This window comes from Methyloceanibacter superfactus (genome assembly GCF_001723305.1).
GTDB classification, from domain to species: domain Bacteria; phylum Pseudomonadota; class Alphaproteobacteria; order Rhizobiales; family Methyloligellaceae; genus Methyloceanibacter; species Methyloceanibacter superfactus.
Map to the genome: position 1 here is coordinate 64,511 of NZ_LPWF01000025.1, position 17,084 is coordinate 81,594.

The following is a 17,084-nucleotide window of genomic DNA, read 5'->3' on the forward strand; positions in this document are numbered from 1 at the left end:
GGTCGGGCAACTCTGAAACGCCTGGCCGGATTTCGCCCCTCATGCGCTTGATTAGCGAAGCGCGCATCCACCGAGACCGGCTCGGGCAATAGAGCAACACGCCCGACCCGGTTACAACGCCGATGACCTGGGCGCCTGGCGCTAGGCTTGAACTCGGACACAACGTGCTCGAGCGTCCGGCCCTGTCAGTCACGGATGAGCCAACCTATCGTGGGACCCACGCCTAATTCGTTCCCGGTAAGGGGTGTCACTTTGAGATCGCGGCTAGCGTCCAGTCTTGCGAGTTCTGACAAGGTTGCGAACCTGAGCACCTCCTTGATCCGATCGATCTCCGACTGCGCCAATTCCAAATCGAGCTGGTAGACGAGCTTGGGGCCTTCAGTGTTTGCCATGACACTCTCATAGGTTGTATTATAACCAGAATACAGCCTAAACGAGATGTGTGCTGGCTTGCAAGGGCGCCACCGGGTCCCATGCTGGAACGACTAAAATCGGCCGAAACCGGCGCTCTCACGGCTCTGTCACTTGACCTTAAGAGTCGCGACCACATACTGATAGGCACCATGAGCCGCCTCCGGACCGCCATTGTCGCCGTCGTGACCCTCGCCGTCGCCGCCTTCCCGCTGGCGGGAGCGAGCGCGCAAGGCGTCGCGTCCGAAGCGTCGCCCGTGTCGGTCCATGCAGGCTGCGAGAAGCACATGCAGATGGACCAGGCTGGTGACCAGGTCATGTCTCATCAAGCGCATGCCGACCATGGTCAAGGGCAAGGGCATTGCGGCAAGCTCGGCGGTTGCGGCAAGTGCATGTGCTTTGGTCTGTCCGCGGTGCTGGCTACGGCGCAAAACACGCTGACCGCTCATGTGCCGCTGGTGAAGGCGATCCGGGTCGCCGACAGCGCCACATCGCTCGCCTACATTCCCCCGTCGCCACCTCCACGCGTCTGACTCCTCAAAACTGAAGCCGTGCCGTCCGGTGTGAGCAATCGCTCGCACTGACGATGCACGCATCGATCCTCTGCCGCTCGCCGGCCGGGGTCCGCCAACGAGGAATCGGAGACGCGATCATGAAGCGTCTGAGCAATGTGGCCGTTCTGGCCGCCGGCATCTTGGCCGGCGCCGCGGCCAGCTATTGGTATGCGCACCGGCCGGAGCCGATAGCGACGCCGGCCGCCGCGGAGGAGATGTCGTCCGCCAAAGACGGCCGCGAGATCCTTTACTACCGCAATCCCATGGGGCTTCCCGACACCTCGAAGGTGCCGAAGAAGGATTCCATGGGTATGGACTACATCCCGGTCTACGCCGACGAAGCCGGCGATGACGAGGGCACCGTCAAGGTCAGCCTCGACAAGATCCAGCGCAGCGGGGTCAGAACCGAGAAGGTCGCGGCCAAGCCTATCGCCAGCACCGTTCGCGGTGTTGGTCTGGTGGAGCACGATGAGTCCCGGCTGTGGATCGTCACGGTCCGCTCCGACGGCTATATCGAGGATCTCTTCGTCAACAAAACCGGGCAACGGGTCGAGAAGGGCCAGCCGCTCTTCCGCTTCTACAGCCCGCAGATCCAATTGGCGCAGGTCGACCTCCTGGTCGCCAAGCGCGGGCAGGGGCGCCGCGACGCGGCCCGCGACATCGACGGGGCCATGCAGCGGCTGCGCAATCTCGATGTGCCCGAAGCCCGCATCGACGAGGTGCTCAAGACCGAGACCAACCCGCGCACGATCGACTGGGCCTCGCCCGCGACCGGCCATGTGATCCAAAAGAACGTCATCGAAGGGCAGCGGGTCATGGCGGGTGACGAGCTGTTCCGCATCGGCAACCACGAGCGCGTCTGGGTGATCGCCCAGCTCGCCGAGTCCGACATCGGCGACATCGCGGTCGGCACGCCCGCAACCGTGACCCTGCGTGCTTTTCCCGACGAGCCGCATGAAGGCGAGGTGACCTTCATTTATCCGGAAATGATGAAGCCGGAGACGCGCACCTTGTCGGTACGCATCGAGCTGCCCAATCCGGACGGCCGCATGAAGCCGGGCATGTATGCCGATGTGGTGCTGCATCCCGGCATCGGCGCGGCCCCGGTCACCGCCGTACCGGCCAGTGCCGTGATCGACAGCGGTACGCGCCAGGTCGTTCTCATCGCCAAGGGCGAGGGCCGCTTCGCGCCGCGCGCCGTCAAGCTCGCCGCCGCGGCGACGGCTATGTCGAGGTGCTCGACGGCGTCGAGAGCGGCGAGGAGGTGGTCACCTCGGCCACGTTCCTCATCGACTCCGAGAGCAATCTCAAGGCCGCGTTGCAAGCCTTCAACCAGCAGGAAGACCGGTAATGATCGCGGGCATCATTCGCTGGTCGGCGCGCAACCTTTTCCTGGTCGGCTTGGCCACGGTGTTCATCTCCGTGATTGGCATCTACGCGGTATCGAAGGTGCCGCTCGACGCCATCCCCGATCTCTCGGACGTCCAGGTCATCGTCTACACCGAGTATTCGGGCCAGGCGCCGCAAGTGGTCGAGGACCAGGTCACCTATCCGTTGACCACGGCCATGCTCACCGTGCCGAAGGCGCGCGTCGTGCGCGGCTTCTCGTTCTTCGGCGTGTCTTTCGTCTATGTGATCTTCGACGACGGCACCGACATCTATTGGGCACGCTCGCGCGTGCTTGAGTATCTGAGCGCCGCGGCGAAAGACCTGCCCGCCGGTATCACGCCGGAGCTCGGGCCCGACGCGACCGGTGTCGGCTGGGTCTATCAATATGTCTTGCGCGGCGCGCAAAAGAATCTCGCCGAACTCCGCACGCTTCAGGATTGGTATGTGCGCTTTGGCCTCTCCAAGGCGCAAGGCGTCGCCGAGGTGGCGAGCGTCGGCGGCTTCGTCAAGCAATACAGCGTGATCGTGGATCCGCGTCGCTTGCAGGCGCTGGGCATCCCGCTCGCCAAGATCAAGGACGTCATCCGCGGCAGCAACATGGACGTGGGTGGCCGCACGGTCGAACTCTCGGAACACGAATACATGGTGCGCGGCCGGGGCTACATCACGAGCCTCGACGATCTCGCGCAGATCGTCGTCAAGAGCGAGGGCGGCGTGCCGGTGCTGCTCAAGGACGTCGCTCGGATCGAGCTGGCGCCGGACGAGCGCCGCGGCATCACCGAGTTGAACGGCGAGGGGGAAGTGGTCTCCGGCATCGCGCTCCAGCGCTTCGGCGAGAATGCGCTGTCGGTCATTCAGCACACCAAGGACCGCCTCGCCGAGATCGCCCCCAGTCTCCCCGAGGGCGTCAGCATCGAGGCGGTCTATGACCGCTCCGACCTGATCTATCGCGCCATCGACACCTTGAAGCGCACGCTCATCGAGGAAAGCCTCATCGTCGCCCTGGTCTGCGTGATCTTCCTGATGCATGCGCGGAGCGCCCTCGTCGCCATCGTCACGCTGCCGCTCGGCATCCTGATGGCCTATATCTGCATGTGGGCGCTCGGGCTCTCATCCAACATCATGAGTCTCGGCGGCATCGCCATCGCCATCGGCGCCATGGTCGACGCCGCCATCGTCATGATCGAGAACGCGCATAAGCGGCTCGAGCGGGCGCCGCCCGGCAAGCCCCGCACCGAGACCATCATCGAGGCCGCCGTCGAGGTCGGGCCGGCGTTGTTTTTCAGCCTGCTCATCATCACCGTGTCTTTCCTGCCGATCTTCGCGCTCGAGGCACAGGAAGGGCGGCTATTCAGGCCGCTCGCCTATACCAAGACCTTCGCTATGGGCGCCGCGGCGCTGCTCTCCGTGCTGGTGGTGCCGGCGCTGATGGTGATCTTCGTGCGCGGGCGCATCATGCCGGAGCATAAGAATCCGGTGAACCGCTTCCTGACCTGGATCTACCGCCCGGCGATCGAGTGCGCGTTGAAGTTCAAGGCCGTTACGATCGTGGTTGCGCTGGTTGTGCTCGGCGCGACCCTGTGGCCCGCGTCCAAGATCGGCAGCGAGTTCATGCCCAACCTCAACGAGGGCACGCTGCTCTATATGCCGACCACGTTGCCGGGCCTGTCCGTGACCAAGGCGGCGGAGCTGATGCAGACCCAGAACAAGATCATCAAGAGCTTTCCCGAGGTGGAGTCGGTCTGGGGCAAAGCCGGACGCGCCTCCACGGCCACCGACCCGGCGCCCATGGAGATGTTCGAGACGGTCATCAATCTGAAGCCGGAAAGCGAATGGCGGGACGGCGCCACCATCGACACGCTGATCGCCGAGATGGACAAGTCGCTGCAGTTTCCCGGCGTCTCCAACGCCTGGACCATGCCCATCAAGGCGCGCATCGACATGCTGTCGACCGGCATCCGCACGCCGGTCGGCATCAAGGTCTTCGGCAAGGATCTCGGCGAGATGGAGACGCTCGCCCGCGAGATCGAGGCCGCCGTCCGCACCGTGCCCGGCACCACGAGCGCGTACGCCGAGCGCGCCACCGGCGGCTACTACGTCAATATCGATCCGGACCGCGAGCAACTCGCCCGCTATGGGCTCATGGTCAGCGACGTTCAGAACGTCATCGCCATGGCGCTCGGCGCCGAAGCGGTGACGACCACGGTGGAGGGGAGGGAGCGGTACAACGTCGCCGTCCGCTATCCGCGCGACTACCGCAACGACCCGCAAGCCATCGCCAGCCAGGTGCTGATCCCGACGCCGAGCGGCGGCACGGTTCCCTTGAGCGAGGTCGCCGAGGTGAGCCTCGCTCAAGGGCCGTCCATGATCCGCACCGAGGACGCGCAGCTTGCGCTCTATATCTTCGTCGACTTCCGCGACCGGGATATCGGCGGCTATGTCGCCGACGCGCAAGACGCGGTGGCGAGCCAAGTGGACTTTCCGCCCGGCTACTACGTGACCTGGAGCGGCCAGTTCGAATATCTCGAGCGCGCCAAGCACCGGCTCGCCGTCGTGGTACCGCTGACCCTGCTGATCATCTTCCTGCTGCTCTATTTGAATTTCCGGCGCGTCACCGAGGTGCTGATCGTCATGCTGTCGGTGCCCTTCGCGGCAGTCGGCGGTCTCTGGCTGATGTGGTGGCTCGGCTTCAACTTCTCGGTCGCCGTCGTTGTCGGCTTCATCGCGCTGGCTGGCGTCGCCGCGGAGACTGGCGTGATCATGCTGATCTATCTCGACGGCGCGTTGAAAGAGCGGCAGGCGCAATGCAAACGCGAGAAACGCTCCTTCGGCCCCGGCGATCTCCACGCCGCGATCATGGCCGGCGCGGTCGAGCGCGTGCGCCCCAAGATGATGACGGTGGCGGCCATCATGGCCGGGCTATTGCCGATCATGTGGAGCCACGGCGCCGGCGCGGAGGTGATGCAGCGCATCGCCGTGCCGATGATCGGCGGCATGGTGTCGTCGACCTTGCTGACATTGATCGTGATCCCGGCAATCTACGCGGTGGTAAAGGGCGCGTCGTTGCTGCGCGGGGGTCAGAGCAGAGCCGAGCCGGGCCGCTTGAACCCGAGCGGCGCGGACTGAACCAGGATCCGCCAGACGGCGCGGCGCGTTGTGAGGGGACGCTCAGAGAGATTCAGAGCCCCCGGGCGCAAAGTCCTTCTCAAGCCTTCGATGACGCGGTCAACCGGCTGTGTCCCGAAAAGCCCCGCGCTATAAAGAAGCAGAGCGACGCCACGAGCCCTGTCCGCGGATGGTTCTACCAATAGTGACCGGGAACTTCTTGCAACGCTATTTCCACGCTTGCCATTGCTATTTCGCCACTTCCGGCCTGCACTGCATTTTTTGGCGACTCCCAATGCCAAAGCTTGCAATAAGTTGAGTATGGAGCGGGAGGCGGAGGGGCGGTCCGCGTTAAAGCATAACGGGAACAGCCCTTGCATTGTGCCTCCACCGATGGTGTGAGGCACCTCTCGTAGTGGAGACTTTCGAGGCGTGCTGCAAAAGCTTTGGTATGACCGCCCGGTTCGCACCCAACTTCTCGTTGCGGTAGGAGCGATTAACCTTCTCGCCGCTCTCGTTGCCGGCGCGGTCTCGATCTTCAATACCAGGACGGCCACGCAAGTGGAGATGGAGGCGTCGCTCGAAGTGGCGCAGCGCTTCGTCGCCGCGACCCTCAAGGATATCGCCGCGGAAGGCGATCTCGACCGGCTCGATCAGGAGCTGCCCCTCCAACTCAAGCATCTCCGCCACGTCCGCATCATGTACATGGACGAAACCGGCAATCTTACCATCGTGTCGCCGCAAGGGCCCTTGAACGGCTCCGCCACGCCCTACGTGCCGACCTGGTTCGCGGCGCTGGTGCGCCCGCAAGTGGCCGGCCGTACGGTGCGTGTCGTGACCGGCGAAACCGCCCCGATCATCATTGTCGGCGAGCCGGCCGACGAGATTGCCGAGGCCTGGCAGGATTTCTCTTCGCTCGCCGTCGTCTGGCTGGCGCTCAATGCGCTGGTGTTGGCCATTCTCTATGTGGTGCTCGGCCGCGTGCTCGATCCGCTCGCGCATCTTTCCAAGGGCATGTTGCGCCTCGAGGACGGCGAGTACGCGACGCGCCTGAAGCCGTCCAAGGTGAAAGAGCTCGGCGTCATCACCAATCGTTTCAACACGCTGGCGAGCGCGCTTGATACGGCGCGCGACGAGAATAGCCGGCTCTATCGCCAGCTCATCACCGTGCAGGAAGAAGAGCGGCGCGAGATCGCCAACGAGCTGCACGACGAGGCAGGGCCGTGCCTGTTCGGCATTGCCGCCAACGCTTCGTCCATCCAGACCATCGCCAACCGGTTGCCCGAGGGACGGACCGTGGAGATCTCCCGGCGCGTTGGCGAGATTCTGGCAATCGCCGAACGGTTGAAGGCGATGAATCGGGCGCTCATCAAGAAACTGCGTCCCGGCCCGCTCGGGCGCGTCAAGCTCGGCGAGTTGATCGCCGAGCTCACCGCCGGGCTCCAAGGGCGTCATCCCGATACGCAGATTCGCACCGATATCGGCAAGCTCGCCAAGTCCTATGGCGAGCCGGTCGACCTTACGGTCTATCGCTGCATTCAGGAGGCGATCACCAACGCCATCCGCCATGGCGAGGCGCCCAACATCGTTGTCGATCTGGCCGAGGCGCCAGGTACCGGCGGCAACGGCGGCAGCGCCTCGGGCGAGCTTCATTTGACCATCAGCGACGACGGCAAGGGAATCGCGCCGTCGACGCCAAAGGGCTTTGGGCTAACGACCATGACCGAGCGCGTGCGCTCGCTCGGCGGGTCTTGTGTGGTTAAGAGCGCACCGTCCGAGGGAACCACCATTCGCGTGGAGATACCGGTGCACAGGGAACGCAAAGAGCGCAAGCGAGCGCCAGAACTTGTTGGGGAGATGTCATGAGCCGGGTTCTCGTCATCGACGATCATCCGATTGTCTTGCAGGGGTGCCGTCAGCTTTTGGAGGATGTGGGGGTAGAAGATATCGTGCAGGCGCAAAGCCTCGCCGACGGCTTTCGCATTTATCGCACGCAAAAGCCGGACGTGATCATCGTCGATCTCGCCATGCGCACGGGGGCGCTCGGCGGCCTATCCTTCATCCGCCGGCTTCGCCTGCACGATCAGCAGACGCCGATCCTGGTCTTCACCATGCATTCCGATCCGGTCATCGTCTCGCGCGCGCTCGAGGTCGGCGCGACCGGATACGTGCTTAAGGACACTCCGCCGGAAGAGGTGCAGAAGGCGTTCCAACGGGTACGCGACAACCGGCCCTATCTCAGTCACGACCTCGCCTCGGAAGTTGCCTTCATGGAGGCGCGTGGCACCACCAATCCGCTGCGCCGCATGACGGTGCGCGAGCTACAGACGCTGGCGCTCGTGGCCGAGGGGAAGCCCTACGGCGTCATCGCCGAGCATCTGCATGTGAGCTACAAGACGGTGGCGAACACCTGCACGCAGTTGAAGGCCAAGCTCGGCGTCCGCACGCTGCCGGAGTTGATGCGAATCGCCATCCAGCATTTGCCGTCCGCCTCCGGCAAGCCCCAGCGCTAGGCTCCCGCATGCGTGCCGTCGGCGCGGGCCTATCGACGCTGCTTAATCATCCAGCTGTGACCAGCAGATTTGACTCCCGCGAGTCGGCGGCTTGGCAAACACGCGGGCGTGACTCGGCAATGATTTGGATGCCATTTTCCAATCAGAATGGCGAAAAGCAAAAGCAACTCCTGCGTTAGGTTTCAAGCCTCGGATGTCACGGCGTGTCATCGGAGGACTCGCGAACGCGGGGCAAAACCTCGCCGAGAATAGACCTCCCATTTCACCGTGACGACCGAGAAGCTTGCCCGGGCGAGGGAGGCTTTCTTGGCGCCACGCCGAGAACGCCGTCTCCCCGGCAATGAAAGCTCGGCCTTCGGTGACTGAGTCGCTAGGGAGAGGAGAAGGACTATGAAAATTAGTTCGGTGTTTTGGCCGGGACCGTCGTCGCCGTGACGATGGGTCTTTCCGGTCAGGCGATGGCTGGCTCGGACGAGGAGCAGCTGAAACGCATGGCGGATCCCGATCAGTGGCCTGCCCCTGGTCGCGACTTCGCGCTCACGCGCCATAGCAAGCTCGCCGACATCAACACGAAGAACGTCAACAAGCTCCAGGTTGCTTGGCTGCAAGGCACGAACGCCCTTCGCGGTCATGAGGGTCAGCCGCTTGTGATCAAGGATGTCGGTGGCAAGACCATGCTGTTCATGGTTTCTGGTTGCCCGTCCATGTCCAACTGTAACGTGGTTCAGGCTCTCGATCTGACGGATCCTGACAACCCGAAGCAGGTTTGGTCCTACGTGAAGAAGACCGATCGTGACGAGTCGGCTGTGCCGCGCGCTTGCTGCGACACCGTCAACCGCGGCGGCTCCTATGCCGACGGCAAGTTCGTGTATGGCACGCTCGACGGTTTCGTGATCGCCCTCGATGGTCAGACCGGCAAGGAAGTCTGGGTCGTCAAGCATGCCTATCCTGAGAAGGGCGAGACCATCACCCCCGCGCCTTTGATCGCCGACGACAAGGTGTTCATCGGCTTCGGCGGCAGCGAGTTCGCCGCGCGCGGCCGCGTGGTGGCTTACAACCTCAAGGACGGTTCGGTGGATTGGACGTGCCACACGACCGGTTCCGACAAGGATGTGTGCCTGACGCCTGAGACCAATAAGGCCAATCCGCATTACGGCACGGCTGGACAGAATCTCGGCATCAAGACCTTCCCGGGCGAGGACTGGAAGATCGGTGGCGGCACGGCGTGGGGCTGGTACTCCTACGACCCCGACACCAAGCTGGTCTACTACACGACGGCCAACCCCGGTCTGTGGAGCCCGGCCTATCGCTGCCCCAACAAGACCCACGAAGAGTGCAATGCCGGCGAGTTCGACAACAAGTGGACGCTCAGCATGTTCGCCCGCAAGATCGAAACCGGCGAGGCGGTCTGGGTCTATCAGCTGACTCCGTTCGATCAGTGGGACTATGACGGCATCAACGAGAACATCATCACCGAGATGGAAGTCGACGGTAAGAAGCGGAAGGTTCTCTCCCACTTTGACCGCAACGGCTTCGCCTATGTGATGGATGCCGCCGACGGCACGCTGCTCCGCGCCACGAAATACGTGACCACGGACTGGGCCGAGAAGATCGACATGAAGACGGGCCGTCCGGTGAAGGTGCGCGAGCATTCGCCGCTGGAAGTCGGCCGCAACGTCTCTGCCTGCCCGTCGGCGATGGGCGGCAAGGACCAGCAGCCCGCCTCGGTCGATCCCAAGGAGCCGAACCTGTTCTATGTGCCCACCAACAACTGGTGCATGGAGCTGGAGCCCCAGGAGCGCACGCACACGAACCAGGGCACCGTCTACGTGTTCGCCAACGTGTACATGTATCCTGAGAAGCCCGGCATCACCGGCAAGATTAAGAAGTACGATGTCTTGTCCGGCAAGACGGTGTGGGAGATTCCGGATCCGTTCCCGAACTGGGGCGGAACCATGGTCACCGATGGCGGCCTAATGTTCTACGGCAGCCTCGGCGGTGACTTCCGCGCGGTCGACCGGAACTCCGGCAAGATCCTGTGGAGCCGCAAGCTGGGTTCCGGCATCATCGGCAACCCGATTACTTACAAAGTCGGCGACAAGCAGTATATCGGCGTCTACTCGGGCATTGGCGGCTGGATCGGTCTTCCGGTCACTGCTGGCCTGGACCTGAACGACAAGTTCGGTGCTATCGGCGCCACGGCGATGACGAAGGCTGCTGGCCTAAATCACATCCCGCAGGGCGGTGAGCTGAACGTCTTCCGCATCTACGAGTAGAGTGGACGCGAATACCAGGCGATCAGACGCCCGATGCCAACTGGCATCGGGCGTTTTTTCTTGCCGTGATTTTGGGGCAGGGGGAGCCCGCCGAGGCGCCAGCCGCGCCCGCACGCATGCCTGCCCCGGCGCCGCCGTGAATCGTTCAGTATTCACATGTTCGCTGTTTCGTCCCGATGCGATGAGTTGAGACACTGGATCAACTTAACGGTGCGCTGCACACAAACTACCTGCGAAACTGCCTTGACACTTTGATTGAACACGCCGCGCTATTGATGCAGTGCAGCGAAGCGCAATGGCATTTGGCAGATTTCATTGCCGCGAGCACTTTTCACTTGCAAAGCCATTACATTTGGCAATTATGAGCGGGCAGCTTGGCAATGTGTGGGACGCACGTTTCCATAAACAAAGCGGAACGACCGTGTCGCGCTCTACGCTAGGCTGAGTTTCCTCGTGAGGTGTCACCGCGTGATGTGTTCATCGGAGAACCCGCCGCCAGGAGCGGGCGCGAGGCGTACCAAATTGCTTCGGCGCATTCGGGCAGCCTCCAATTTCCACACCTACAGTGACAGCTTGAAAACTTGCAAGGGCACGGTGCTCTCTTGGCATTTCGCCCAAGGGTGAAACGTTTCTAAGCAAAAACAGAATAGCTCAGTTTTCGTTCGGTGAATTGAGTAGCTAGGGAGAGGAGAAAGACTATGAAAATGAAGTTTGGTGTTCTGGCTGGAACCCTCGTCGCAGTGACGATGGGTCTTTCCGGCCAGGCGATGGCAAACTCCGACGACGAGCAGCTGAAGCGTATGGCTGATCCTGACCAGTGGCCTGCCCCTGGTCGTGATTTCGCCCTGACGCGCCACAGCTCGCTCGCCGACATCACCACGAAGAATGTGAACAAGCTGCAGATGGCTTGGCTGCAGGGCACGAACGCCCTTCGCGGTCATGAGGGTCAGCCGCTTGTGATCAAGGACGTCGGTGGCAAGACCATGCTGTTCATGGTTTCTGGTTGCCCGTCCATGTCCAACTGTAACGTGGTTCAGGCTCTTGATCTGACGGATCCTGACAACCCGAAGCAGGTTTGGTCCTACGTGAAGAAGACCGACCGTGACGAGTCGGCTGTGCCGCGCGCTTGCTGCGACACCGTCAACCGTGGCGGCTCCTATGCCGACGGCAAGTTCGTGTATGGCACTCTCGACGGTTTCGTGATTGCCCTCGATGGCCAGACCGGCAAGGAAGTCTGGGTCGTCAAGTACGCTTACCCTGAGAAGGGCGAGACCATCACCCCCGCTCCGTTGATCGCCGACGACAAGGTGTTCATGGGCTTCGGTGGCGATGAGTTCGCCGCTCGCGGTCGCGTTGCTGCCTTCAATCTGAAGGACGGCTCCGAGGCTTGGGTTTGCCATTCGACGGGTACTGACGCCGACGTTTGCCTCACCTCTGAGACGAACAAGGCCAACCCGCAGTTCGGCAAGGCCGGCGAAGATCTTGGTGTCAAGACCTTCCCGGGCGAGGACTGGAAGATCGGTGGCGGTGCTGCTTGGGGTTGGTATTCTTATGATCCCGAGCTGAAGCTGGTGTACTACTCGACCGGTAACCCCGGTCTGTGGAGCCCCTCCTATCGTTGCCCCGACAAGACCCATGAGGAATGCAACACTGGTGCATTCGACAACAAGTGGTCGATGACCATCTTCGCTCGCAAGATCGAGAATGGTGAGGCTGTCTTCGCTTATCAGATGACGCCTTTCGATCAGTGGGACTATGACGGCATCAACGAGAACATTCTTTCCGACATGGATATTGACGGTAAGAAGGTGAAGGCCCTCACCCACTTCGACCGTAACGGCTTTGCCTATGTCATGGATCGTACCGACGGTACCCTTCTCCGCGCCACGAAATACGTGACGACGGACTGGGCCGAGAAGGTCGACATGAAGACTGGCCGCCCGGTTAAGGTGCGTGATCATTCTCCGCTCGAAGTTGGCCGCAACGTCTCTGCCTGCCCGTCTGCGATGGGTGGCAAGGACCAGCAGCCTGGTGCGGTTGATCCCAAGGAGCCGAACCTGTTCTACATGCCCACCAACAACTGGTGCATGGAACTGGAGCCCCAGGAGCGCACGCACACGAACCAGGGCACGGTTTACGTGTTCGCGAACGTGTACATGTATCCTGAGAAGCCTGGCACGACCGGCAAGATCAAGAAGTACGACGTCTTGTCTGGTAAGACCCTCTGGGAGATCCCGGATCCGTACCCGAACTGGGGCGGCACCATGGTCACCGACGGTGGTCTGATGTTCTATGGCTCGCTTGGTGGTGACTTCCGCGCGGTCGACCGGAATTCCGGTAAGGTCCTGTGGAGCCGCAAGCTTGGTTCGGGCATCATCGGCAACCCGATCACCTACAAGGTCGGTGGCAAGCAGTATGTTGGTGTCTACTCGGGCATCGGCGGCTGGATCGGTCTTCCGGTCACTGCTGGTCTGGACCTGAACGACAAGTTCGGTGCTATCGGCGCCACGGCTATGACGAAGGCTGCTGGCCTGAATCATATCCCGCAGGGCGGTGAGCTGAACGTCTTCCGCATCTACGAGTAATCGTCGCGGAAACGTGAGATTAACGGCGTCCGATGCCCTTGCGGCATCGGGCGCCTTTTCCTTATATAACGCTAGAAGATTAGGCACCCAGGCGGGTTTTGGCCGGTAGATCTAGTTTCTAGCGTTCGTGCCCGCCGCTAGCAAAGCGATGTAGGCCCGTGTCCTCCCCCCATCAGATGATCCTCACGGCCTTGGCCGTCTGCCTTCTTGCTGTCGGCAGCTCGGCCGGATTGGCCGCCGAAAAGAAGTCCATTCAGCGCGACCTCAACAAGACATATGAGGAGCTGACCCCCAGCGAGCACATTGCCGTCCGGGCCGCCGCCAAGGCGGCCTATAAGGGCAAGAAGCTCAAAGTGCTCAATGTCTGTGCCGATCCCGGCAACATGCCGCTCTCGAGCATCCAGAGAGAGGGCTTTCAGAACAAGCTCGCCGAGCTTCTCGCCAAGGCCACGGCGCCCGCATCAACTTCCATTGGCAGCCCTTTATCGAGCGCGGCCTGACCCGCTCGGTGTTCGACGAGCATATGTGCGACGTGATGTTCGACATCCCCGCCGGCTACGAGCGCCTGCTGACCACCGTGCCGGTCTACAAGACCCCCTATGTGATGGTGTATCGCAACGACAAGGGGCTCGAGCTCACCGGCCTCGACGATCCCAAGCTGAAGGATCTCAAGATCGGCGTGTTCCAGACCTCGGGCGTGCGCGCGGCGCTCGCCAAGCGTGGCATCGTCGACAATGTCGAACTTCAGTTGCAGACCCATGACGGCGATCTCGTGCCGGAGAATCAGCCTGGTATGTCATCCAGCGCATGCTCGACGGCGAGCTCGACGTGGCCGCCGTGTTCGGCCCCTTCGCCGGCTGGGTGAAGACCATGAAGAACGAGCCCGTCACCATCCAGCCGATCAATCTCGACGACGATACCGTGCCGCTCGAGTTCGAGCTCGCGGTCGGCGTGCGCCAGACGGACGCCTTCCTCAAATATCTTCTCGACTTCGCGCTCGAGGATCATGCCGAGGATGTCGAGAAGATCCTGAGGGATTACGGTGTGCCGCTCGTCCAGTGCAGCCGCTGCGTGGTCGCCGGTGACCTGCCGGCCCATGGCAGCTACATCAAGCTCGCCGACCAGAAGTTCGAGGCGCGTCCCGACCTTGCGTCTCCCGACCAGGTGGTCACGCAAGAGAAGCTCGAAGCATGGCTCGCTGACGGCGCGATCCGCAGCAGGAGCTGAGCAACGCGCTGATCGGCAACGACCCGGAGCGCATCAAGTTTCTCGTCAGCAAGGGCGCGGACGCCAACAAGCCCGACCTGCAGGGCTGGACGCCGTTGACCAGCGCCGCGCGCCAGCGTCACGACAAGACGGTCAAGCTGCTCATCGATCTGGGCGCCGATCCGAACAAGGCCGACGGCAACGGCATGACGCCGCTCGCCGCCGCGCTGATGCGCGATCATGTGCCGACGCTCGAGGTGCTCATCGCCAATGACGCCGATCTCGAAGTGCCGGGCCAGCAAGGCTTCCGGCCCCTGGCGCTGGCCATCGCCGAGAAGAAATACGAGGCGGCCAGGGCGCTGATGAAGGGCGGGGCCGATGTCAGCATCTCCTCCGGCACCGAGGGCCTGACGCCGCTGATGGTCGTCGCCGCGCAGACCGGTCCGGCGGAGGGTTCGATCTTTCTGCCCGGCAGCACGCGCCCGACCGACATCGCCAAGGACCTCATCGCCGGCGGCGCCGACATCGACGCCCAGGCCCATAACGGCATGACGGCGCTGATGATCGCGGCGGCCAACAACAGCGCGCCGATGATCGGTCTGCTGATGGACGCTGGCGCCGACCCGGGGGTCAAGAACGCGCAAGGTCAGACCGCCGAGGATGTCGCCAACCTCAACGACAATCAGGAAGCGTCCCAGGCGATCCGCGTGTTGTCTCTGTCCCGCGCGCCGCAAGCCGCGGACGGTGACAGCGGAGGCACCGCAAAACAGTGATCAAATTGATTTCGCAAGGGCTGAAACATGCGGGGGCCACGGCGATAGCCGTGGCTTTCTGTCTCTTGGCGGTCGTTTCTGCCGACGCGGCGGACTATCCCGACTTTGACGACGCTTCGGTGACGAAGCGGACCGAGCAGGTGATCGCCGAGCGCTCGAAGGATGGCGTGTTCGTCTTTCACGATCCCAAGCTCAACGCCGATCTCAATCTGGTCTACGAGAAGATCAGGGTCATCCGCGGCATGAAGGGCTATGGCTGGTTCGCCAACGCCATCTTCCACGATAAGGACGAGCCGAAGAAGCAATACGCCATCGATTTCTGGTTCAAGCCCCAGCGCGACGGCGACAGCCTCGATCTCATCGACATCCGCGTGCAGAAGGGCCGAAGCGCGAAGGCGACGGCTACATCATGATCACGCGGCTGCCGGTCGCATGGTGGTGGCTGCCGGTGCAGGAGCATCCCGGCGACATGGAGGTCGTCCGCGCCTGGCATGTGATGAGCGCGATCCACAACTACATCGCCGAGCACAAGAACAAGGACGGCGCGCTTGAGCTGAAAGACGACAAGACCGGCGAGACCATCCCACTCGAGTTTGTCGAGATGCACCAGCCGATCCGCTACATCAAGAAGGACGGCGAGTATTTCGCCTGCACGGATTTCCGCAAGGCCGGCACCGAGAACGAATATTACGACATCGATTTCTGGGTCGATGAGAAGACCGGAAAGCTGACAGTCAGCGACGTGAAGATCCACAAGGTCCCCGTCCTGGAGGACGGGATCTGGACCCAGGAGGACCGCTATACCTTCGAGGGCATGGATTTCGAGGTGACCCAATGACCCCGGTCCGCGGGCTTCTGGGGGCAGCAAAATGACGCATTTTTCTCGCCCCGCCCTTGCGCTGCCCGGGATTTGCACTAAGACAACCCTCAAGCTATGGCCCTAAGGCCCAAGAGAGCGCTTCCTTTTTTCCCAAGGGGGAGGCAAAGCTCCACAAAGCATGGGTTCACGGAGGACAACGCCATCGCGACCGTGAGGCACAATACGGCGAGCCGTTCTGACGGCGGCACAGGCGGGCTGAGCGACCCTACGCCGGGGTCCAGGCCGGCCGAATTGGCCGTGGGCCCTGCGCCGCAAGGGCGCGCCGAGGGGCGCTTCTTCCCGTGGATATTCAAGGCCAGACCCCGGCCGGAAGGCTCTTCGCCGCCCAGCGCCCGCCCCATGATTGGGCCGGATTCGTGGGCTCCCGAGGCCGGGGCGCCACCGACTTTTCTGTTCGATAAGGCTTAACCAAAACAGCAACTAGGGTAAGGAAACGTAACCGTGCGCAAGATCATCACTGGAGTATTCGCGTTCGCAATTGTCCTCGGCATGAGTGCGGTCGTGTGGGAAGCCCGCGCCGCCGATGAGCCGGCGCAGAGCGAGGAAACGGCTGCCGACGCGGCGGCCGATGCCACCGCCGGCGGCGAGTGCTGCGAGAAGGGCGACACCACGCCGCCGCTCGAGCTCATCGCCAAGACGCCCAAAGGCGGCCTGCACAATCCTTATAACGACGACGTTGCCGCCATGGAGGAAGAGGGACACAAGAAGTATCTCTCCTATAGCTGCAACGGCTGCCATGGCGGCGGCGGTGGCGGTGGCATGTGCCCGCCGCTGACCAACGACGCCTGGGTCTATGGCGCCGATGACGACACCATCTTCCGCCTGATCGCGCTGGGCTCCGACGAGCTTCAGAAGCAGGGCTATAAGCGGGTCCGCAAAGAGGTTGTGGTCGGCCCGATGCCGCCCTTCGGCGGGATCGCCAAGACCTCGGACGAGCTGTGGAAGGTCATCGCCTTCATCCGGGCGAAGAACCCCGACTCCATGAAGCGGGTCAACACGCCGTCCCAGTAGCGGCGACGGACGACCGCGTACACATTGTGAGAGCCGCCGGGCCGCAAGGCTTGGCGGCTTTTGCATGTCGCGGTCCAGGGTCCCAAACCCGCGCCTTAAATTCTGGCAATGTTTCTGCCACGCCCTGGTAGGTGGACCGCGAAGTGTCTATATTTTCAGGAGAAATCGGCTTCGCCGCGCTAGGAATTCGGTTGCCGTATTGTGCAGTGCGCATTGCTAATCGCTGGCATCTTTGAGACACAGAGCGCAGCCTCGACCCACGCGACAAGAGCCCTCGACCTTGGGCGCCAATGAGTTTTCAAGACCCGATCCCATGCAGCTGTTGAGTTCGTTCGTTTCAGGTCCCCAGCACGCCCGCGGGCTCGTGGCGGTCATCGCCGC

General features: G+C 62.4%; 13 protein-coding genes and 1 pseudogene. All 14 read left to right on the forward strand.

Going from position 1 to position 17,084, the window contains the following annotated elements; genetic code table 11:
* Window positions 1–563: 563 nt before the first annotated feature.
* The 14 genes and pseudogenes from AUC69_RS08235 (at window position 564) to AUC69_RS08305 (ending at window position 16,703) form a co-directional block, all read left to right on the forward strand.
* Window positions 564–944, forward strand: a complete 381-nt coding sequence (locus tag AUC69_RS08235; RefSeq protein WP_069441731.1) for a hypothetical protein — start codon at window positions 564–566, stop codon at window positions 942–944.
* Window positions 945–1,276: 332 nt separating this feature from the next.
* Window positions 1,277–2,038: pseudogene (locus tag AUC69_RS18465) on the forward strand (efflux RND transporter periplasmic adaptor subunit); the annotation flags it as partial.
* Window positions 2,039–2,315: 277 nt separating this feature from the next.
* Window positions 2,316–5,480, forward strand: coding sequence for an efflux RND transporter permease subunit (locus AUC69_RS08250; RefSeq protein ID WP_069441734.1), 3,165 nt, complete (start codon window positions 2,316–2,318; stop codon window positions 5,478–5,480).
* Window positions 5,481–5,891: 411 nt separating this feature from the next.
* On the forward strand, window positions 5,892–7,325 hold the full coding sequence (locus AUC69_RS08255; RefSeq protein ID WP_069441735.1) for an ATP-binding protein: 1,434 nt from the start codon (window positions 5,892–5,894) through the stop codon (window positions 7,323–7,325).
* A complete protein-coding gene (locus tag AUC69_RS08260; protein WP_069441736.1) occupies window positions 7,322–7,972 on the forward strand; it encodes a response regulator transcription factor in 651 nt (216 codons plus the stop codon). The genes AUC69_RS08255 and AUC69_RS08260 overlap by 4 nt, the downstream gene beginning before the upstream one ends.
* Before the next feature lie 410 nt (window positions 7,973–8,382).
* On the forward strand, window positions 8,383–10,248 hold the full coding sequence (locus AUC69_RS08265) for a PQQ-dependent dehydrogenase, methanol/ethanol family (RefSeq protein WP_244500167.1): 1,866 nt from the start codon (window positions 8,383–8,385) through the stop codon (window positions 10,246–10,248).
* Between the two features lie 698 nt (window positions 10,249–10,946).
* On the forward strand, window positions 10,947–12,833 hold the full coding sequence (locus AUC69_RS08270; protein WP_069441737.1) for a PQQ-dependent dehydrogenase, methanol/ethanol family: 1,887 nt from the start codon (window positions 10,947–10,949) through the stop codon (window positions 12,831–12,833).
* Between the two features lie 158 nt (window positions 12,834–12,991).
* Window positions 12,992–13,333 (forward strand): hypothetical protein, encoded by a 342-nt coding sequence (locus tag AUC69_RS08275; protein WP_141700675.1) that lies wholly within the window; start codon window positions 12,992–12,994, stop codon window positions 13,331–13,333.
* An 8-nt stretch (window positions 13,334–13,341) separates the two neighbouring features.
* Window positions 13,342–13,698 (forward strand): type 2 periplasmic-binding domain-containing protein, encoded by a 357-nt coding sequence (locus AUC69_RS08280; RefSeq protein WP_069441739.1) that lies wholly within the window; start codon window positions 13,342–13,344, stop codon window positions 13,696–13,698.
* Window positions 13,641–14,060, forward strand: coding sequence for a type 2 periplasmic-binding domain-containing protein (locus AUC69_RS08285; RefSeq protein ID WP_069441740.1), 420 nt, complete (start codon window positions 13,641–13,643; stop codon window positions 14,058–14,060). The genes AUC69_RS08280 and AUC69_RS08285 overlap by 58 nt, the downstream gene beginning before the upstream one ends.
* A gap of 11 nt (window positions 14,061–14,071) precedes the next feature.
* Window positions 14,072–14,812 (forward strand): ankyrin repeat domain-containing protein, encoded by a 741-nt coding sequence (locus AUC69_RS08290; RefSeq protein WP_280136633.1) that lies wholly within the window; start codon window positions 14,072–14,074, stop codon window positions 14,810–14,812.
* The gene (locus AUC69_RS08295; protein ID WP_141700676.1) at window positions 14,809–15,225 is read left to right on the forward strand and encodes a hypothetical protein; all 417 of its coding nucleotides are present in this window, start codon (window positions 14,809–14,811) and stop codon (window positions 15,223–15,225) included. The genes AUC69_RS08290 and AUC69_RS08295 overlap by 4 nt, the downstream gene beginning before the upstream one ends.
* Entirely contained in the window at window positions 15,222–15,650 is a 429-nt protein-coding gene (locus AUC69_RS08300) for a hypothetical protein (RefSeq protein WP_069441743.1), read from the forward strand. Before AUC69_RS08295 ends, AUC69_RS08300 begins: the two co-directional genes overlap by 4 nt.
* A 483-nt stretch (window positions 15,651–16,133) precedes the next feature.
* Window positions 16,134–16,703: a c-type cytochrome gene (locus tag AUC69_RS08305; protein WP_244500168.1), complete on the forward strand. Its 570-nt coding sequence runs from the start codon at window positions 16,134–16,136 to the stop codon at window positions 16,701–16,703.
* Window positions 16,704–17,084 lie beyond the last annotated feature (381 nt).